13 protein-coding genes are annotated in these 20,396 nt (G+C 58.6%); 7 read left to right on the forward strand and 6 right to left on the reverse strand.

Annotated elements, in window-relative coordinates:
* Nucleotides 1–139: 139 nt before the first annotated feature.
* Complete coding sequence (locus tag Z945_RS19855) at nucleotides 140–1,147, forward strand: class I SAM-dependent methyltransferase (RefSeq protein WP_025053470.1); 1,008 nt, start codon at nucleotides 140–142, stop codon at nucleotides 1,145–1,147.
* A 33-nt stretch (nucleotides 1,148–1,180) separates the two neighbouring features.
* On the opposite strand, the gene Z945_RS0117925 is transcribed toward Z945_RS19855, so the two are convergent.
* The 4 genes from Z945_RS0117925 to Z945_RS0117940 form a co-directional block, all read right to left on the reverse strand.
* On the reverse strand, nucleotides 1,181–4,288 hold the full coding sequence (locus Z945_RS0117925; RefSeq protein WP_025053471.1) for an efflux RND transporter permease subunit: 3,108 nt from the start codon (nucleotides 4,286–4,288) through the stop codon (nucleotides 1,181–1,183).
* Nucleotides 4,289–4,306: 18 nt separating this feature from the next.
* Nucleotides 4,307–5,413, reverse strand: a complete 1,107-nt coding sequence (locus tag Z945_RS0117930) for an efflux RND transporter periplasmic adaptor subunit (protein ID WP_037971493.1) — start codon at nucleotides 5,411–5,413, stop codon at nucleotides 4,307–4,309.
* 144 nt (nucleotides 5,414–5,557) lie between these two features.
* On the reverse strand, nucleotides 5,558–6,829 hold the full coding sequence (locus Z945_RS0117935) for a multidrug effflux MFS transporter (RefSeq protein WP_037971152.1): 1,272 nt from the start codon (nucleotides 6,827–6,829) through the stop codon (nucleotides 5,558–5,560).
* Nucleotides 6,826–7,287, reverse strand: coding sequence for a MarR family winged helix-turn-helix transcriptional regulator (locus tag Z945_RS0117940; RefSeq protein ID WP_025053474.1), 462 nt, complete (start codon nucleotides 7,285–7,287; stop codon nucleotides 6,826–6,828). Before Z945_RS0117940 ends, Z945_RS0117935 begins: the two co-directional genes overlap by 4 nt.
* A gap of 328 nt (nucleotides 7,288–7,615) precedes the next feature.
* On the opposite strand from Z945_RS0117940, the gene Z945_RS0117945 reads away from it, so the two are divergent.
* Both Z945_RS0117945 and Z945_RS0117950 read left to right on the forward strand, forming a co-directional pair.
* On the forward strand, nucleotides 7,616–10,909 hold the full coding sequence (locus Z945_RS0117945; RefSeq protein ID WP_025053475.1) for an adenylate/guanylate cyclase domain-containing protein: 3,294 nt from the start codon (nucleotides 7,616–7,618) through the stop codon (nucleotides 10,907–10,909).
* Between the two features lie 197 nt (nucleotides 10,910–11,106).
* Nucleotides 11,107–12,636 (forward strand): NAD(P)-binding protein, encoded by a 1,530-nt coding sequence (locus tag Z945_RS0117950; protein WP_025053476.1) that lies wholly within the window; start codon nucleotides 11,107–11,109, stop codon nucleotides 12,634–12,636.
* 225 nt (nucleotides 12,637–12,861) lie between these two features.
* Here the strand turns inward: Z945_RS0117950 and Z945_RS0117955 are convergent, their stop codons facing one another.
* The gene (locus Z945_RS0117955; RefSeq protein ID WP_025053477.1) at nucleotides 12,862–13,740 is read right to left on the reverse strand and encodes a hypothetical protein; all 879 of its coding nucleotides are present in this window, start codon (nucleotides 13,738–13,740) and stop codon (nucleotides 12,862–12,864) included.
* A gap of 751 nt (nucleotides 13,741–14,491) precedes the next feature.
* Here Z945_RS0117955 and Z945_RS19860 point away from each other — a divergent pair.
* The 3 genes from Z945_RS19860 (at nucleotide 14,492) to Z945_RS0117970 (ending at nucleotide 17,735) form a co-directional block, all read left to right on the forward strand.
* The gene (locus tag Z945_RS19860; RefSeq protein WP_025053478.1) at nucleotides 14,492–15,244 is read left to right on the forward strand and encodes a sugar transferase; all 753 of its coding nucleotides are present in this window, start codon (nucleotides 14,492–14,494) and stop codon (nucleotides 15,242–15,244) included.
* Nucleotides 15,245–15,319: 75 nt separating this feature from the next.
* Entirely contained in the window at nucleotides 15,320–16,258 is a 939-nt protein-coding gene (locus tag Z945_RS19865) for a CpsD/CapB family tyrosine-protein kinase (RefSeq protein ID WP_025053479.1), read from the forward strand.
* A gap of 160 nt (nucleotides 16,259–16,418) precedes the next feature.
* Nucleotides 16,419–17,735: a GumC family protein gene (locus Z945_RS0117970; protein WP_025053480.1), complete on the forward strand. Its 1,317-nt coding sequence runs from the start codon at nucleotides 16,419–16,421 to the stop codon at nucleotides 17,733–17,735.
* Nucleotides 17,736–17,737: 2 nt separating this feature from the next.
* Here Z945_RS0117970 and Z945_RS0117975 read toward each other — a convergent pair whose 3' ends face one another.
* The gene (locus Z945_RS0117975) at nucleotides 17,738–19,087 is read right to left on the reverse strand and encodes an oligosaccharide flippase family protein (protein WP_025053481.1); all 1,350 of its coding nucleotides are present in this window, start codon (nucleotides 19,085–19,087) and stop codon (nucleotides 17,738–17,740) included.
* A gap of 119 nt (nucleotides 19,088–19,206) precedes the next feature.
* On the opposite strand from Z945_RS0117975, the gene Z945_RS19870 reads away from it, so the two are divergent.
* Entirely contained in the window at nucleotides 19,207–20,394 is a 1,188-nt protein-coding gene (locus Z945_RS19870) for a glycosyltransferase family 4 protein (RefSeq protein WP_037971153.1), read from the forward strand.
* Nucleotides 20,395–20,396: the final 2 nt, after the last annotated feature.

Below are 20,396 nucleotides of genomic sequence, written 5' to 3' on the forward strand. Positions count from 1 at the left end.
CTCCCCTAATTGTGAAACTGCGGAAACGTCAGTCTCGGTCTGCGTCCAATTCCCTATTGGGCTTTACACCGCAATTCCTCCGACTTACCTCTGGTAGTGTTGGGGACCGCCCTCCAACTCATCCGATCGGAGAAGTGTGATGGGCCTGAGACGTCTGCTTGGCTTAAAGAAAAACCCCATTCCCGAATTGGTGATACCTGAAGCGCCGCCACCCGAACCTGTCATCGAAGAATCAGAGGAAGAAGTCCTCACAATTGACCCTATGGTCCCGACTTCGGCCTACGACCCTACTGGCCTTTTCGGGTATTCACCGAAAGCAGTCGAGCCTTTGACCGGGGTGCTGCCGGGGATGGGCCCTATTCCCTTTCGGTCAGAGACCTGCTCAAGCCACCACTTTCTTTTGTCCTGCTATCAACACTGGTGCCAGGAAATAGACGAAGTACCGCGCTATCACCGGAAGCAGTGGGAATTCGTCTACATCCTCCAGTCGCTTTGGGAACGGGGTTATCTGACGGCAGGCAAACGCGGTGTGGGCTTTGGCGTCGGTCGGGAACCTCTCAGCGCAGTGATGGCGTCACATGGCTGCAACGTGGTTGCGACGGACCTTGAAGTAGAAGCTCAGATGAGTGCCGATTGGGCAAATACGGTTCAGCACGCGTCGACGCTGGCCCATTTAAACGACAAGGGCATCTGCGCACCATCAGTATTTGAGAAGAATGTCACATTCCGTCCTGTGAACATGAACCACATCCCTTCTGACTTGCAAGGATTCGACTTTTCCTGGTCCGCATGCTGCCTTGAGCATCTCGGATCACTGCAAGCTGGCATGGATTTCTACAAGAATTCTCTGGCGTGTTTGAAGCCCGGCGGATTGGCGATCCATACGACTGAAATCAATCTGTCCAGTCTTGAGGATACTGTGGAGGTAGGCGATACCGTCCTGTACCGTCAGCAGGATATCGAGCGCCTGATGGATGAACTGAGATCGGAAGGGCACGCCTGCGAACCGCTTCTGATACATTATGGCTCTCAGCCGATTGATGGCTTCGTGGATGTTCCCCCTTATCGGGTTGAACCCCACCTTCGCCTCACGCTTGAACAATACGTGACAACGTCCATCGGCGTCATTACCCGAAAGGCGATGTGACGGGTAAGGCAGTCTAGATTTGACTGCCTTACATTACACCTGTTCGCGCCCCTTCCCCCTTGTCAGCCGCGCAACCATAGCAAAGAAGAAGGGCACCAGTATAATGCCGAAGACGGTGGCCGAGATCGTACCGGACAGGACGCCGCTGCCGATGGCGGTACGCCCGCCTGATCCTGCACCAGTACTGAGCACCAGGGGCAAGACACCCAGACTGAACGCCACCGACGTCATGATAATCGGACGGAACCGCTGGCCTGCCGCTTCGACAGCAGCATCAAAGATGCTTTTTCCGTCATCGCGCAGTTCGCGGGCGAATTCGACGATCAGGATTGCGTTCTTGCCCGTCAGGCCGATGACCGTCAGCAAGCCCACCTGAAAAAATACGCCGTTCTCGAACCCGCCAAGCCATGCACCGGCTAGTGCACCCAACACGCCAATGGGCATTGCGAGCATGACGGCAAAGGGGATGGACCAGCTTTCGTAGAGCGCTGCCAGCGACAAGAAGATTGCCGCCAGTGATAGCGCGTAAAGCAAGGGGGCCTGATTGCCGGATTCCTGTTCCTCAAGCGACAGACCCGTTGGCGCAATCACGAAGCCGGGGGGCAGTTGGCTTGCCAGACGGTCCAGTTCGGCCAGGGCCTCGCCCGTGCTGGTCCCCGCTGCGGGCGAGCCTTGCAATTGCATCGCGGGCACGCCGTTGTAGCGATTGACCCCTTGCGGACCGTAGGTCCAGTTCGCATCCGCGAAGTTGGAGAAGGGCACCAGACCACCGCTGGCATTGCGCACCCGCCACTTTTCCAAGTCTGACGGCAGGGCGCGGGCTTCCGGCTCGGCCTGCACATAGACCCGCTTGATCCGCCCCTCGTCGATAAAGTCGTTCACATAGCGCCCCGCCCAGGCGGTGGTGAGCAGATTGCCCACATCCTGCGCGGTAACACCCATAGCACCTGCGCGGCGCCAGTCGATGTCGAGGTTGAATTGCGATGCATCCTCCAAGCCACTCGGCCGGGCTGACGCGATCAGCGGGCTTTGCGCAGCGGCGCCCAGAAGCTGATTGCGCGCGTTCAAGAGCTGTTCATGGGTTTGCCCGCCACGGGCCTGCAAATAGACATCAAAACCCGAGACGTTGCCCAGTTCGATCACGGAAGGCGGCACAATCGGAAAGACCTGCGCATCCTGAATTTGACTGAAAGCACCGAAGGCCCGTCCTGCCAAAGCCTGAACGCTTGCGGCAGGGTCTGTCCGTTCGCTCCAGTCCTTGAGCCGCACAAAGACGATGCCAAGGTTTTGCCCCTGCCCAGCAAAGCTGAACCCGACGACGCCAAAGACCGATTCCACCATCTCGTCCTCTTGTTCAAGATAGTAATCCTCAACCTGCTTAAGAACATCCAGCGTGCGTTCCGCCGTGGCCCCTGTGGGTGCCTGCACCAGTGTAAAGAGAATGCCCTGATCCTCCTCCGGCAGGAACGCCTGTGGTGTGCGCAGAAACAGCATTACCATGCCCGCAACGACGGCAAGATAGACGATCCCGCTGATAAACGGGTGCTTGATGGTGCGGCCCACCAACCCGGTGTAGCCTCTGCCTACGCTGTCAAATCCTTTGTCGAACCATTTGAATGGCCCCCGTTTCGCCCCATGACCTTTAGGCTTGAGCAAAGTCGCGCAGAGCGCCGGGGTCAATGTCAGCGCCACAATCACCGAAAGGGTCATGGCTGAAATGATCGTTACCGCAAACTGTTTATAGATCACCCCGGTGGAGCCGGGAAAGAAAGCCACAGGCACAAAGACCGCAGACAGAACCACCGTGATCCCGATCAAGGCACCGGTGATCTGGTCCATCGACTTGCGCGTGGCTTCGAGCGGGCCAAGACCCTCCTGTTCCATGATCCGTTCGACGTTCTCCACAACCACGATGGCGTCATCGACCAGTAAACCAATCGCAAGCACCATTGCCAGCATGGTCAGCGTGTTGATCGAGAACCCCAAGACGGCCATCACCCCGAAGGTACCCAGTAGGACGACAGGCACCGCCAATGTCGGGATCAACGTCGCGCGGAAGTTCTGCAAGAACAGATAGATCACCAAAAAGACCAGAACGACGGCCTCAAGCAGCGTCTTTACCACCTCTTCGATCGAAATGGTCACAAACGGCGTTGTATCGAAAGGCACCACATAGGTGACACCTTCGGGAAAAAAGGCTGCCAGTTCATCCATACGGGATTTGATCGCACTGGCGGTTTCCAAGGCATTTGCCCCCGGCGCGAGGCTGATCGCCATACCGGTTGAGGCATTGCGATTATAACGTGACAGCGTGGCATAGCTTTCTGCCCCGATCTCGACCCGTGCGACATCGTTGACCAGCACCAGACCGCCATCTGTTTCGGCCCGCAGCACGATCTGGCGAAAGTCTTCGGGCGTGCGCAGCAGCGACTGCGCGGTGATCGTGGCGCTCAGAGCCTGACCTTCGGGTGCAGGCAAAGAGCCGAAAGAACCCGCCGAGATCTGTGCATTCTGCGCCGAAACTGCCGTGACCACATCGGATGGTGTGAGCTCGAACGCCGCCAGTTTGGCCGGATCAAGCCAGATGCGCATGGCGTATTGCGCGCCAAACACCTGCACGTTGCCCACGCCTTCGACACGGCTCAGCTCATTGACGAGGTTGGTTGAAAGGTAGTCGCCCAGATCAGTGGCATCCAGATCGCCGCCTTCCGAGATCAGCGAGATGACCATCAGGAACCCCGCAGAAGATTTCTGCACCGTCACACCCTGCCGCTGCACCGTCTCGGGCAGCAGTGCTGTGGCCTGCGCAAGCTTGTTTTGCACCTGCACCTGCGCAATGTCCGGGTCTGTGCCGGTCTCGAAGGTCAGTGTCACACTGGCGGCACCAGACGATGTTGAACTCGAAGAAATATAGCGCAGCCCGTCTAGGCCCGTCATTTGCTGTTCAATCACCTGCGTGACCGTATTGGCCACCGTATCAGCAGAGGCACCGGGATAGACTGCACGGACCTGCACTGTGGGCGGCGCGATCTGCGGATACTGCGCCACCGGAAGCGAGAAGATGGACAGCACGCCGATGCCCATAATAAAGATTGCGATGACCCATGCAAAGATAGGTCTGTCGATGAAAAAACGGGCCATGGAAATTCCGGTTCTGGATTAGTCTGATTGTGTCTGAGAGGCGGTATCGCCTGCGGCGGCCTCTTGCGGCGAAACGGTTGCACCCGCGCTGGCCTTTTGCAGCCCAACGGTCACGATCCTGTCGCCAGCGCTTAGGCCATCGCTGACCACCCAAGCCGTGCCTTTGTCCTGCAACACGGTCAATTGCCGCGCTTCAACCACATTTTCTGCACCCACGACCATCGCAACAGGTTGACCGCGCCGGTTTCGGCTTACAGCCTCTTGCGGGATCAAGAAGACATCGCGTGCCGTGCGGGTCGGCATTTCGACCTGCACATACATCCCGGGCAACAGCAGCTTGTCAGGATTGTCAAAAGACATACGCAAAACCACGACCCCGGTCTGCTCGTTTACATCAGGTTCGGCCGCAGTCAGTGTCCCCGTCTGGTCATAAAGACTGCCATCGGCAAGCGTGAGCGTGACCTGAGGCATGCCGTCGCCCATGCGCCCGCCGACATTTCCACGCCGCCATTCGATGATATCGGCAGCGGACTGGGTCACATCGACATATACCGTATCAATGTTACGGATCACCGCCAGCGGGCTGGCCTGGCTTGCCGTGACCAAAGCCCCCTGGCTGGTCAGGGAACGCCCGATCTCGCCCGAGAGGCGGGCTTCGATTTTTGTGCGGTCCAGCTGAATTTGTGCCGCGTTGCGCTGGGCTTCGGCGGCCTTGACACCTGCCAGGGCGCTGTCGCGTGCCGCCACAGCGGTATCCAGCGCGGCGGTGCTTGCGACATTGCGTGTTGCCAACTCCTGCTGGCGCTCCTCTTCCTTCTGGGCTGCGTTCAACTGCGCTTGCGCCTGTGCCACTGCGGCATCCGCCTGCGCCAAAGCAGCATCATAGCTGGCAGGGTCGATGGTATACAAAACATCGCCCGCCTCTACCCTGCCACCTTCCTGAAACAGGCGCTCGGTGATGATACCTGCCACCTGCGGGCGCACCTCTGCCATCGCAGAGGCGACGACCCTGCCCGGCAAGGTCGTGGTCAGCGTAACGTCCTGCGGCTGCACTGTGGTGACTGTGACCGCTGGCGGCGGGCGGCTTTGCGACTGTGCTGTCGCTGGTTCGGCAAGCACTGCCATAAGGGAGGCCACACCCGCAACAAGATGCGGCAAGGAAAGGAAGGCTTTGGCAAAAGACATAAGGAATATCCAGTAAGGCGTCTTAAACGACGCAGTGTTGCAATATAGTGCAACGCACCATGAGTGCGAGCGGTTATCTGTATGTTAGCGATCGGGCCGCGTTGCCGGGCAGGTTTTGAGCGGCAAAGGTCCGGCTTTGCCTTTTGAAACCGGCGCGACCACTGCATGGGTCACGATAGGTGTGCGCCGGTAAAGTGCATAGGCAAAACAAGCCCCTACCCCCATCATCGGAATCAGTATGGACATCGCCACCACAGCATCTGCCATCAGTGCGCCCAATGTCCCGACAAGCAAGCCCGACCCCATCTGAATGAAGCCAAGCAAAGCTGCTGCAGCGCCGGCTTCGCGCTTGAATGGCGCAAGGGCGGCTGTGGACATGGCAGGCATCACAAAGGCGATGCCGCACGAATAGATCGCCACGGGGACCATCACATGCAAAAAGCTGGGCGGCCAGACCAACAAGGTTGCGGTACCGAGACTGCCGATCGCGACAAAAACCAGACCTACAGGCACCAACGTCGTCGCGCTGCGGCGCTTCATCATTGCGCGTACCACCAGCGATGCCGAGAAAAAGCTGCCCGACTGTGCAAGCATCGACAAACCGAACTCCTGCGCGCTTAGCCCGACGGCATCCATCAGAATGAACGGCAAGAACGTCGCCTGCGCATAAATTGCGCCCAAGGCACCGCCAATGACACAGGCCGAGGTCATAAATTGGCGATTGCGGATCAACATCCAATAGCTGCGCCCCAATTCGGGCAGGTTCAGCCGTGTGATGTCCCGCTCAACCGTTTCCCTGAGGCAGAAATAGATCACCGCAATCGACGCAAATCCAATTAGCGCCATCATCACGAAAAGCGACCGCCAGCCAAACGCAAGCAACATGATGCCACCCAAAGTCGGCGCAAACGCAGGCCCGAGGGCAAGGATGATCCCAATCAGGTTCATGATCCGGGAGGATTGTTCATCAGTGAACAAGTCCCGCACCAAGGCCCGCGAGATCGCGACACCGACCGAGGCCCCTACCCCTTGGGCAAACCGCGCGACAATCAGCATCTCAACCGAAGGGGCAAGCATGGCCAGTACACTGGCCACCGCATAGAGGCTCAGGAAAGCCATCGTCACAGGTCTGCGCCCCAAAGCGTCAGACAGCGGCCCGGCGATAAGCTGTGCGCAGGCAAAGCCCCCGAAATACAACGTGAGCGTCAGTTTGATCACGGCTTCGGTCGAGCCGAATGCCTCAACCAGCTCAGTCATCGCGGGCGTGTAAAGTGCCATGGAAACAGGGCCAATGGCCACCAGCAATGCGCCGATGAAACTGACACGGCGTTCGCTCATCAAAGGTAATGTACTCATGACGCCGCCTCCGTACAGCGGCGTTCGTCAAGGTTTGCACAGAGCTTGTGGCAGACCGTCCGGAACAGATCGAAATCTTCGGCGCTGATCCCGGCGAAGGCCGCTTCGGTGGCGCGGCTGCCTGCAAGATGAATTTTTCCAAGGATCGGTTCAGCCGCCTGAGTCAGCGTCACGATCTTGGCCCGCCGGTCATTCGGATCGGCGCTGCGCTGGATCAAACCAAGCGATTCAAGCTTATCAAGGAAGGCCGTGACGCTCATCGCAGCAACACCCAAACGGTCCGCAAGGTGATGTTGGCGCATGGCCCCATTCACCGACATATGCGCCAGCACCCGCGCCTCTCCCGAGGTGACGCCAATCTGGCTGTTCTCGATCTCGCGCTCGAACGCGGCGCGCATCAGTCGAGCTGCGGTGCTGATCAGAAAGCCGGGGCTGTTAGGGTCAATTGCATTGCGCATCTTTGGTCACCGTCTTGCAGAAGTTCGACTCGCTTCATCACATTAGTAAGCTCGCCTTATTATCTGGATGACATACGTTTCACACAAGCAAAGTCAAAGACTTTTTCTGCAGAGCAGCGTTGCATCGCATGCACATGCCTCTCGTCTAGGTGTTTCTTTAAACGCCAGTGATCCCCCACAGCCTGCCCAATAGACGGTCGAACCGGCAGATTGGGGCCATTCGTCTCAATCCCCGCTTCCAGCTTGGTGGATTCGCCTTACCCGTGTTACCGTTTCAGTGTGCGGCACCATGCAGTGATCAAAAACGGCGTGGCAAATCGGGAAACAGATGAAGAGCTTTTTGGAACAGATCGGATTGCCCCAGTACGCTGAGGCATTCGCCGAGAACGACGTTGACCTCAGCGTCGGCCCAGAGCTGACCGCAGACGACCTCAAGGAAATCGGCATCACCTCTCTGGGGCACCGCAAAAAACTCCTCAAGGCTTTTGCCGAAATCGAGATTGAGACCGGTGCGGACGACACCGAACACGCGGCTGACGAGTTGCGGGCGGAACGGCGCGAGGTAACGACCGTTTTTGCCGATCTCACGGGATATACCCAACTGTCGCGCACATTGGAAACCGAAGATCTGCATCAGGTTCTGTCGGCATTATTTGACAAGTTCAACGCCATCGTAAGGCGCATGGGCGGCACCATCGAACGCCACATCGGGGATTGTGTGATGGCGGTCTTTGGGGCACCGGTTTCCTATGGCAATGATGCAGAACGCGCTCTGCGGACCACCCTCGAGCTGCACCGCGCGATGGAAGACATCTCGCGCCAGTTCGGCATGGATCTGAGCGTGCACATCGGGGCCGCCGCGGGCAACGTGCTCTTTGCCCGCAAAGGCTACGGTGAACGCGAGAGCGAGGACTTTACGCTCACGGGCGATACGGTAAATCTGGCTTCGCGGCTGGCCGACCAAGCCAAAGGTTCAGAGACCCTGATCGACGACAGGATTTTTGTGGCGTTCAGCCACCAGATCGAATGTGATGCGCCCAGCACGCTGGAGGTGAAAGGATTTGAGCATCCGGTGCTGGCGCACCGCTTTATCGGTTTTCGCGAAACCGTCGAACGCCGCCCGATGGTGGGCCGCCGCGATGAGATGGCCGTCTTTCGTACCGCACTTGATGGCTGTATCGCAACGGGCAGTGGCGAAACCATTTATGTCTGCGCTGATGCCGGGTTGGGCAAATCGCGCCTGCTGCAAGAGGTCACCAGTCTGGCCGCGGCAGACGGGTTCAAATGCCATTCCAGCCTTATCCTTGATTTCGGGTCCGGCGATCCGCAAAGTCCGCTGAACATGCTGGTCAGCAGCCTGTGTGGTCTGGGCGAAAACGCCCAAGGCTCGGCTGTACGCGCCACCGTGGCGCGATTGACCGAGGACGGCACGCTGGATGAAACCGCCGCCCTTTTCCTAACCGTCATGCTGGGCGGCGCGCTCAATCAATCGAAATCGGCCATGCTGAACGCGATGAACGATGCCGCCCGTCTTGACGGCCAGCGCCGCACCCTGCGCCGTCTGATCCAGCGTTTTTCCAAAGATCATCCGCTGCTGATCAAGCTCGAAGACTTGCATTGGGCCGATCCGGCGGTCCTGCCCGGAATTCAGGTGTTGGTGGAGGAAAGCCGAAACAATCCGGTCTTGGTGGTGATCTCGTCGCGCCTTGAAGGTCCCGTAAACGCAATGCAACTGGCCTCGATTGAGAGCACGGCCAAGGTCCGGCGGATGGACCTCAAACCGCTAAGTGCGACTGATGCCGTAGCCCTCGCCTCAAGCATGATCCGCCCCTCGGACGCCATGATGCGCGCCTGTGTGGAACGCGCACAGGGCAATCCACTGTTTCTGGAACAGCTTTTGCGCCACGCCAATGACAACGATGGTGCCATCCCCGGTTCAATCCAAAGCCTTATCCAAGCGCGGTTTGACAGGCTGGAGCCTGCAGACAGGCGCATTTTGCAAGCCGCGGCAATTCTCGGCCAACGATTCACAATGACCTCGGTCACGCAAATTGCGAATATCGAAGTGTATGACGAAAGCACGTTGATCAACGCCACGCTGATCCGCCCCATCGAAGAGGGCTTTCTGTTTGCCCATGCCTTGATCCGCGATGCGGTTCTGCGGACCATTACGCGTGATGATTTGCGCTCACTGCACCGCAGTGCAGCAGAGTGGTACGCCGGCCGTGATCCGACCCTGCATGCCGAACATCTGGGGGCCGCCCATGATCCGCAGGCTGCCGAAGCCTATCTGGTGGCCGCTCGCGACGCGCAAGCCAAATACCGCAATGACGAGGCGCTTGCCATCGCCCAAAAAGGCTTGGACCGTGATCCCCGACCCCAAACCATGGTCAAGCTTTTATGCATCAAGGGGCATATGCTGCGCGAAGCCGGCAAGTCGGATGAGGCAATCGCAGCCTTTGAGCTGGCGCAAGAAAGCGCCACGGATGCCCGTGATCTGTGCCGGGCGCAGATTGGCGTTGTGGCGACCATGCGCATTCAGGACCGCATCGACGAAGCCTATGCTTTGCTGGATGTGGCTCAGGAACTGGCCGAAAGCAGAGAGCTACTCGCTGAACTAAGTGAAATCCACTATTTCCGGGGGAGCCTGCATTTCCCCCGTGGCAATCTGGATGGCTGCCTGGCCGATCACGCCAAATCGCTGGACTACGCCAAACGCGCCGATCTGCCGGAACGTCAGGCGCTGGCACTGAGCGGGCTGGGCGATGCCTATTACGCGCGGGGACGGATGTTTACCGCCCATTCGGTGATCGAGGAATGTCTTGAGCTTTGCGACGAACACGCCCTTGGTGCAGTGGAATGCGCCAACCGCTTCATGCTGGCCACCGCCAAGATCTACATGAACCAGACGCCGCAGGCACTGAACGAGGCGCTACGCTCAGCCGAATTGGCTGCGCAAGTCGGTCTCGCGCGTCCCGAGATCGTCTCGCGCCTGACCGCCGGTTGGGTCCTGACCTCAATGGCGCGATACGAACAGGCCCGTGGCGAAGTGCTTAGGGGGCTGGCCTTGGCCGATCAACTGGGAGCCAAACGGTTTGAGCCCTTCCTCGAGGAAGTCCTCGCCCGGATCGAAGCAGCAGAGGGCCATCCCGAGAAAGCCGCGCAAATAGCCGAGGGCGCGTTGACTAAAGTGCACGAAGTGGGTGCCCAATCCTTTATCGGGCCTTGGGTCATGTCGACTGTCGCGCTGACCACCCCCGACGCTGCCCGCCGCCATGCGGTGCTTGCCGAAGGTGCTGCACTTTTGGAAAAAGGCTGCGTCGGGCACAATTACTTTCGCTTCTATCAGAACGCTATGCAGGCTTGCCTGAACGCACATGAATGGGACGACGCCGCCCGTTTTGCCGATGCGCTGGCCGCCTATACCGCCAAGGAACCAACCCCCTGGTCCGACTTCTATATCGAACGGACCCGGGTTTTGGTTGCGGCAGGACGCGGGTCCGATCAAACGGCGGCCATCGCGGCAATCCACCAGCGCGCCCGCGAGGCGTCTCTCCTGAATGCCCTGCCCGAACATAACCAAGCGATCGCAGATCAGGCTGCCGATACCCCCGTCAACTAACATCCGGTTCCAGCCTGGGTCTGGCACCTTCATACGCATGAAGCGAACACATCGTACCCGGCCGGGTAAACCTCGTTTCCGAGCTGTGAACGCGATCCCAAGTCTCGGACTTTTATCTGGATTTGCAGCGGCGGTTAAAGGTTAATGACACCATTAAAAAAGGCAATTTCAGACAATCATTGTAAGGGAGAAAGCAGATGAAGTTAGGCATTATTGGCGGCGGCATTGGGGGCTTGGCTGTGGCCTGGAACCTGAACACCGACAAGGACAACAACATCATGTTGGCGGACGCCGAGATCCATATCTTTGAAGCCGAGGACCGCTTTGGCGGCAACGCCGAGACCAAGGAATTCAACTTTGGCAACGGACCCGGTTTCGAGAAAGAGCCCCTGATCCGCTGGGCCGATATGGGGGTGAACGATTTCAACATTCCCGCCTATCTCAACATCGTCGATGTGATGAAAAAGATCGGTTTCACCAAGGGCAAGGACTACCGCAACCTCGAGGATTCCACGACCTACTACAACACCATGGGTCACGCGATGACGGCTAACAGCACGCCGGACGGTAAACCCGATCCGTGGTGGGGCACCGCCATGCCCGAGGATTTACGAGCCTCTGTCGATGATTTCATGAAGACCGGTGGTGCGGATGGCGACAATGAGAAATTCCATGACTACACCATGGAAGACTATATCAACTACGGCACCGAGACCTATAAATGGGATCCGCGCCTTGGCCCCGAGATCATCTATCCGCGTGTGAACGGGATGTACTTCACCTCAGGGCCGCTCGGCCCCCGCGCCATGCCCTTTGCCGCCGTAATGCATTACTACAAGATTCAGGAAGGGGCAGGATCGAGCGGTGCGGATCGGAACTACTTTGTCGGCGGTGCCAGCAAATGGATCGACGCGCTGGTTGAATACATGAAAGCGAACATGCCCAACATGATCTTCCACGCGGGTTTCAAGGCACAGGTCGTGCCAAACGGCGACAACGCAGATTACACCGTCCGCAACACAACGAAGGGAGCGGTCAGCGCGCCAGTTACCTGTAGCCATATCTGCATTGCCACCCCGGCAGACGTAGCGCTGCGGGCCATGGCGGGCGGGGATGCACCCGGCAACCGCGGCCTGCCGCAAAAGGCCGCTAATATCATGTCTCAGGTGACATATGAGACCGCAATCAGTGTGGCCCATACGGATTCACGGCTGATGCCAGTGAACCGCAACGCCTGGTCCACCTATAACATCGTGATCCACGAGCCGGGCAGCGTGGCGCTGAAACCCTATGTGATCAATTATGTGGCCAATCGCCACCAGAACGACGCGGCAAACGCGGAGTTCAATAAATTTGGCCTGCCGGAGTTCTTTGTCTCGGTGAACCCGCACATACCAGTGGCCGAGGACAAGGTACTGAAAGACACTAGCGGGAACGCAGCCGTAGCCAACCTGAAACACTTCGTTTTCGATTTCGACTGCATGCAGGCCCAGACCGACATTTTGCCACAGCAGGGCGTAAACAATATATTTTACGCCAGCGGTTGGACCATGGGCTCGGGCCTGCACACCGAATGCTGGACCCAAGGCACCAAGGTTGCGGCAATGATCATGGAACACGCGCAAAGTGATGGCGCATCGGTCGACAAAAACCCAAGGCCGACGCGGGCCGCGCTGATCTCGGAACGCTTGGGCGCTGCTGCGGCGGGCCAGCTGCCCGCGCACTAAAGCCTATGCAGTGGGCGGCCTTGATGCCGCCCCTGCCCTTGCCTGTCCACCGGCGGTGCATCTATGCCATGTCCCGTCCGTCCCTAGACATAATTAGACCGCGCCAGGAATGCGAAAAGTGATGGCCGCGACAAAGACTTCGCCAACACGCACCCGCTGCGCGGTCCAGCGCAAATCGGCATCGCCTTTGTCTGGCTACGCGCACATCAAAGCCTGCCTTATGCGTCAGGCGAATTCCGCAAGCAGCTCGTCCACTCCGCGTTCCAGATCGGCAATCTTGCTGCGTCGTTCCAGCACTTTCGGATCATCGCCGGCTGGCGCACCTTCGCTCATGCCATCACCACCAACGGAGCCGCCACTCTCGACCTCTCCACCCGGCACGGCGACGACAAAGTCACCTTTCTCCCGCGCAGTATCCAGCGTGGTTTTGAGCAGACCAAAGATCGCCACAGCCTTTTTCGGGTTCTTTTCAACCACTGCATCGAACATCGTGTTCAAACCACCGACCTTTTTAGCCAAACCGGCGTTACCTGAAGCCATACAGGCCTCGATATCGGGTTTCATGTCTTCGAGCTGTTCCAGCAGTGTCTTCTCAGGCTCCGGCGCGGCCCCTTTGGCTGCCTCCTCTTCAGGCACGGCTTCCTCGGCTTGCGGTGCGGCACCAGCGGTATCTCCCCCTGCTGTGTCGCCACCCCCTGCTGCACCGCCTGCCTCGGCACCGGCTTCCTCTGTGGTGCCCTCTTCATCGGCCTCCTCATCAGGCTGGCCCTTGATTACAATGCGCGCGGGCTGGCCACGGTCCTTGAAATAGGTTTTGGCCAGCTTGGCCAGATTGGTCGGCACATTGTCAGGGTCCACACAATCCAGCTCGATGATCTTGCCGCTCATCATGCAAGTGCCCATCGCGCCCTTGCTGCTGCCGCCTTCTTTTTTGGCAATGCGCCACAGCGCCTCAGGCGGCTTGCGTTTATCCGCTTGAAAAGCCAGCCCTTCCTTACCGATCTGCATCGCGAAATTGTGCTGCGTCTTACGCATCTCGGCAAATTTCTTGCCCAGCTCTTCGCCTTCTTTCTTCAATTCTGCGGGGGATGGTTTCTTGGCCATGTCGCTCTCCTTTATGTCTTTGGTCGATCAGGCAGAGTGACCGCGCTGCAGCGCGGGTGCTGAACAAGGCTGCGAACCCGGACCCGCATCGCGGCCCGGAAGTTGGCGAAAAACGCCACCTTGAACTGGAAATCTGACGGGTTCAAAATAAGACCCTTTATCCCTTGCACTATACCTTCACAAAAGCACGAAAGCGCTGTCACGCGCATTCCGTTCCGAATTAAATACACCTTCGATCCTGATGTCAGGGCGCGAAAATATACGCCTCACCCGAATCAACTTTGCCTGAATAGACCCTTGCATGCTAAACGCCTGCACGATTCAATCAAGGCTCTTGCCCATGCTTTGCCTTATTCGGATCCGGACCAAGCCCCGTCATACCCGCCGTTTGCCCAGATTGGGCCACAAATAGAATCGCTTCTCGGGCAGAAGTAGCCGGACCAGATTGCGCCACAAGACAAATATTCCCCCTATACGAGAACAATTTCCACCGATAGTTACGCATTGGGAAACAATGCAATGTTCCGCCCGCGACTGTTTGTCCAAAATGTGTGAAACAAACTGTTTCAGCGCGTTTTCAACAAATAAGGCGAAAAAGTGGTATGCATTTGGCAGGAATGCTATGTAACCAATCCGCTGTCCGTCCTATGTCTACCAGGCGGTGAGGTCTTCGAGATTTTCTAAGTGTGTAACACCCGTTTTTGAGGGTGAGAATTGTTTAAGAGTAAGCTTTTGGCCCTGGGGGGTTAGAATGAAAGACACGACACCACATGATGCTGATTTCAGCATCTTTAGCTTTGACGCGGGTCCAGCGTTTGCGGATGGCAGTGGCACTGCCATTGCCCACCGCAGCCGGGTCTGGGATCAGGCACTAGCGGCCAAGCCTGCTGCCTTCTTTGTGTATCGTCACATGGGCAAACGGCTGATGGACATTGCTTTTGTCCTTTTGACTTTGCCGTTTTCGCTGCCGGTCATCGGTATCTGCGCGCTGGCTCTTTGGTGCGAAGGCGGGTCACCGTTTTACAAACAGCAACGCCTTGGTGCCAAAGGCAAACGGTTCTCGATCATGAAGCTGCGTACCATGGTGCGCGATGCCGATCAGGTCCTTGAGAACTACCTAGCCCTCGACCCCGAGATGCGCCGTGAATGGGACGAACTGCAAAAACTGCACAACGATCCGCGTGTCACCCGCGTGGGGCATTTCCTACGGGTCACATCGCTGGACGAATTGCCTCAGCTTTGGAATGTTCTGACGGGCGAGATGAGTCTTATCGGCCCCCGCCCCATGATGCCCGACCAGCTTGATATGTATGGCGATCCAAAGGCCTACTTCGCGCTGCGCCCCGGCATCACAGGTCTTTGGCAAGTCACAGCACGCAATGCGTCGCGCTTTTCTTACCGCAATGAAGTGGACAGCGCATACGAGCGTGCGTTGACGTTGAAATTGGACCTGACAATCTTGATCAAGACAATTGGCGTGGTTTTGCGCCCCACAGGGCACTAGATATGTTTTATACCGCCCCGAATACCGCAGAATGCGGAGTGAGGTCTTATGGCCCGAAAATCCAAGGAGGACAAAATGCGTGATCTTTACGCCGAAGATGACCTCCGCGCCGCAGTAACAGGTGTTGCCCCGGATCACGGTACAGACGGCATGCGCCACAGCATCCGCCCACGCCGTGCGCTTGTCGCCGAACCGGCACGCCGCAGCTTGCAGCCCGAAACAGATCCGGCCACTGATACCGTCATCGAACATGCCGCGGCACCGATCGTCGCGCCAACGGGCATCCGGTATCGCCCCGATTCAGAAATGCCACGTTGGCAGGATCTAGCCCATATCGAGGCGGGCAGCAGACGCAACAGCGAGACCGACCTGCCTGTTGTTGACTCGGAGCGGGACAGCGCTTCGGTTCGTGCTTTCGATCTGCTGCGCACCCGTTTGCGCCAGACCACGCAGGAACATGGGTGGGTCAATATTGCGGTCACCGCGCCAACTGGCGGGTGCGGCAACACGTTCACAGCCGTGAACCTCGCCCTCAGCCTGTCGCGGGTACAAGGTTCGCGCACTGTGCTGATGGACCTCAATCTGCGCAAACCCGGCGTGGCCAAGACCTTTGACGTGACACCCCAAGGCGCGATGCGCGATTTTATGGCGGGCCGCACGCCGATTGGTGATCATATGGTGAAAATCAGCGACACGCTGGCGCTGGGTTTGAACGATGCGTCCTACGCAGATGCCGCAGAGACGTTGCAAGCCGACGAGACCGCCCACACCCTTGAACGGATGCGAGCAGCCCTGCAGCCGGAACTGGTGATCTATGACATGCCGCCGATGCTGGCCTACGATGATGTATCGGCCTTTCTGCCGCACCTCGACGGGGTGTTGATGGTGTCTGACGGGACCCGCACCATGGCACGCGAGCTCATGGAATGTGAGCGGATGCTTGAAGGTCAGGTGCCGCTTCTGGGGGTGGTCCTGAACCGCGCAAGAGCCAATTCCATCAAACATTACGCCTGATCCGGCTCCGCTTTTGGCAGAGACGTGCTGGTGCCTCTCTGCCGAAAGCTGCTAAAACCCCTATGACGCCTCACTTAAGTCCAATTTTCGTGGTCAAACCGCCTAATCCACAGGCGGCTTGGGCCGCGTTGGAACGACTGAACTAGGATACGCAAGGCATATGGGTCCGATCTATTCACTGGCCGATTTTCTGGACATGCTGCGCCGTCGGGTGGGGTTGATCTCAACTGTCGTGATCGCCGGTTGTTTTGCCTCGGTTTTCTGGGCGCTCTCCACGCCCCACGTCTATCGTTCTTCTGAAGTGATCCAAATCGAACAGCCCCAGATCTCTGATGAACTGGTCCGCTCCACTGTCGACGGTTCTGCCGCGCGGCGGTTACAATTGATCGAACAACAGGTGATGGCGCGCTCGAACCTGATCGAAATGATTGAAGAGTTTGACCTATATACCGACCTTGCGGGACTGAGGATGTCGGAAAAAGTCGATCTTTTGCGGCAATCCGTGACCATCACCGGGATCGCAGCTGTGCGCGAAGGATTTGCCGATGACGGTGCCATAGCGGTCCTGACCATCACTGCCGAGATGAGCAGTGCCGAACTGGCCCGCGATGTGGCGCATGCCTTTGCCGATGACACCAGAACACTGGCCGCCGATCAACGCCGCCAGCAAACCCGCGAGACGCTGGAGTTCTTCCAAACTCAGGAAGAAGCGCTGCTGGCCCAGATTGCTGAGCAGGAAAAAGCGCTGGCCAGTTTCCGCAGCGCCAATGACATTTCCTTTGAAGGCAGTCTGGAATTCCGGCGCACGGAATTGGGCAGTCTGAATGAGGCGATACTGGATCTGGACCGCGAGATCATCACCGCACAGCTTGCGCTGCAAAACCTTGACCGCTCTGGCAATACCCGCGCGGCCACCATCGAACGGGAAGAACTAGAATTGCAGCGGCGGATTGACGGGTTAACCACCCAGCGCCAGCTTCTTGACAGCCGCCGCACCGAGTTGAGCCAGAGCATCCAGACCCGCCCCGAAGTAGAGCGGACCCTCGCTGAATTTGAGCGCCGAATGAGCCAGTTGCGTGGTCAATACGACGTCATCTCGACTCGCCGCAACGAAGCCGAAGTGGGTTTCACTTTGGAAGCAGCCGCCCGTGGCGAACGGTTCACCACACTGGAAGAAGCACAGGTGCCGGATTATCCCATTTCGATGAGCCGTAAGCAGCGGGTCATCATGGGGGTTGCAGGTGCCACGGTGCTCAGCCTGATCCTCGCCTTTATCATGGAACTGCGCCGGCCTGTGCTGCGCACCGCGGCCCAAATGCACCGGGAAACCGGTTTGATGCCCGTGGTCGCGATTCCCGAGACGCGAAAACCGAAAGAGCGTAAAGGTCTGGCTAAGCTCTGGCAGGACCGGCGCGAAGCGGGGCTTCAGGGTCGTGCCGCCCGCTTGGCCCGCAACCCTGATCCGCACAGCAGCTAGGGCTAGACGACCGTCGCCATGACCCGCCAGATTGCATCCTGATGCAGCCAAAGCGCCAGCGCAGCCGCCCCACCCCCTAAGACAAAGAAAAATGCATCGTGCCGCGCATCCCAAACACCATGGGTCCGCGCCAGCCAGATCAACAGCAGATGCGACAGCACCATCGACAGGCTCATCCCTGCAATCGCACCCAAAAGGCCGGCATAAATCACACCCACCAACAACAAGCCTACCTGAAGGCTCGAGCGGATGGCGTTGTAGATAAAGAACCGCCGGCTGTCGCCCGCCGCCAGTGCCGCCTGATCATAGGTCATGCCGATCACCTGCGGGATCAGCCCCATAGCCAGCACCACCACGATTCCGCCAGCATCGGCATAGCGATCATCGTACAACAGATGGACCAGCCATGGCCCCGACAGGCCCATGAGCACCATCAAGCCGATAACACCGCTGCTTAACGCATAGCGCATCCGCGCGATCCGTGCCCGCGCGGTCTGTTCGCGGTAGATTGGGATCATCACCCGCCCCGTCACCGCCACCCCCAACAATAGCGGAAAGCTCGCAAGGAAGTAGCCGATGTTATAAACGCCCAAGGCTTCGAGTGACAGGAACTTCCCCAAGACCACCTTGTCGCCCTGGCTCGCAAAGAACCAAAATACCGTGGACAGAAAGATCCACTTCCCGAAAGTGATCAACTCGCCCAAAGCGCGGCGTTCCCAGCGCCAGTGGTTACGATCACCCGGCAGGAACATGTGTGTCAGCACCAGTTTGGCCAGTGCCCCTACCACACCACCAACAACAAGTGCGGCTACAGATTGCCAGATCACCGCCAGCACGATCATCACCGCGATGCCGATTACTTGGCTCAGGATATCGAGCGCCGTTAGACGCCCCATCAGCAAATGCCGATGTGCGGTTTCGATCCGCGTGGGGTTAAAGCCGGCGACCAGCAACGACAGCGCCGCGAAGGGCAGATAGGTGGCAAGCTCTGGCTGGCCATAGAAGCCCGCGAGTGGATAGGCCGCGATAAAGGCAACCACCCACAATCCGATGCCGCGCAACACCTGAATGCTCCATGCGGTGTTCAGGAAATCAGGATCGTCGCCGCGTTTGGATTGGGCAATGGAAGGCGCGATGCCCACATCCGAAAACAACGTCAGCCCTACCGTAACCACGCTGATCAGCGCCATCAGGCCGAAGGCTTCGGGAAAAAGCAGCCGGGTCAGGATCAGGTTCGACGCCAGCCGGATCGCCTGACTGGCCCCGTAGCCTAGAATGATCCAAGATACCGATCGCGCAACGCGGGCCGTCAGGCGGTTGTCCCGCAATGCCGAAGAAACCCGCGCAAACACTTGCTTTTCGCCTCACTAATGCCGTTTGTGCCTGATAATGTATGAACGCGCGCCGGTCCATGCCCAAGGGCCGGACCGGCGCAAGTTGATGAACGTCAAGACATTTGGAACACGCCCCCGTGAAGATTGCCTATATCCTGAACACCTATCCCCAGCCCTCGCAAAGCTTTATCCGTCGCGAGATACAGGCCCTTGAGGCGCAGGGGCACGAAGTGCTGCGCTTTGCCATGCGCCGCTCGGACACACCGTTGGTAGATGTGCAGGACCGGGCCGAAGCGGACAAGACCGAATATGTGCTGGCCGAGGGCAAAGGTACGCTGGTAACCGCCGCGCTTCAGGCGCTGAAGGCCGATCCGGCGAAACTCTACGAAGCGGCCAAGGCGGCCATCGCCATGGGACGCGCCTCCGAGACCAGCGTGCTGCGGCATCTGGTTTATCTGACCGAGGCAGCCTTTGTCGCCGCCCGCTGCCGTGCAGAAGGTGTGGTACATGCCCATGCGCATTTCGGCACCAACGCCGCCGCGGTCGCCATGCTGGCGTCTATGCTGAGCGGACCCAAGTTCAGCTTTACCGTCCACGGCCCCGAAGAATTCGACGCGCCGCGAGCCTTATCGCTGGGGACCAAGATGCACCACGCGGCCTTTACCGTCGGCATCAGCCAATTTGGCCGCTCGCAGCTGTGCCGCTGGGCTGACCCGGACGACTGGGACCGGATTGCCGTGGTGCGCTGCGGCATTGAACCCGAAAAATTCAGCACGCCTGCGCCCCTGCCCGATGGCCCCCGCCGCCTCGTCGCGATTGGACGGCTGGTAGAGCAAAAAGGCCAGCTTGCCTTGGTCCGCGCCATGGGCGAGACCGAAGAAGACATGCACCTGACCCTGATCGGCGACGGCGAGATGCGCCCCCAGATTGAAAGTCTGATCGCCAAGCTGGGTCTGGCTGAGCGGATCACCCTGACCGGTTGGGTCGACGAGAACCGCATCAAGGCCGAATTGGACGCAGCTCATGCGCTTGTGATGCCCAGCTTTGCCGAAGGTCTGCCGATGGTGGTCATGGAAGCCATGGCCGCTGCCCGCCCGGTGATCGCGACCTATATCGCGGGTACGCCTGAATTGGTGCAGGAGGGCAAATCCGGATGGATGGTGCCCGCAGGCGACGTGCACGCTCTTGCCGCCGCGCTGGACCGCATGGCGGCGACACCCCTTAGCAATTTCCGAAAGATGGGCGACGCGGCCCGTAGCCGTGTTCTGGAGCGGCATGACGTGCATAAAGAGGCTGAGAAACTTGCTCAGCTTATGCGCGAATAGTG

Source organism: Sulfitobacter noctilucae (assembly GCF_000622365.1).
Taxonomy (GTDB): domain Bacteria; phylum Pseudomonadota; class Alphaproteobacteria; order Rhodobacterales; family Rhodobacteraceae; genus Sulfitobacter; species Sulfitobacter noctilucae.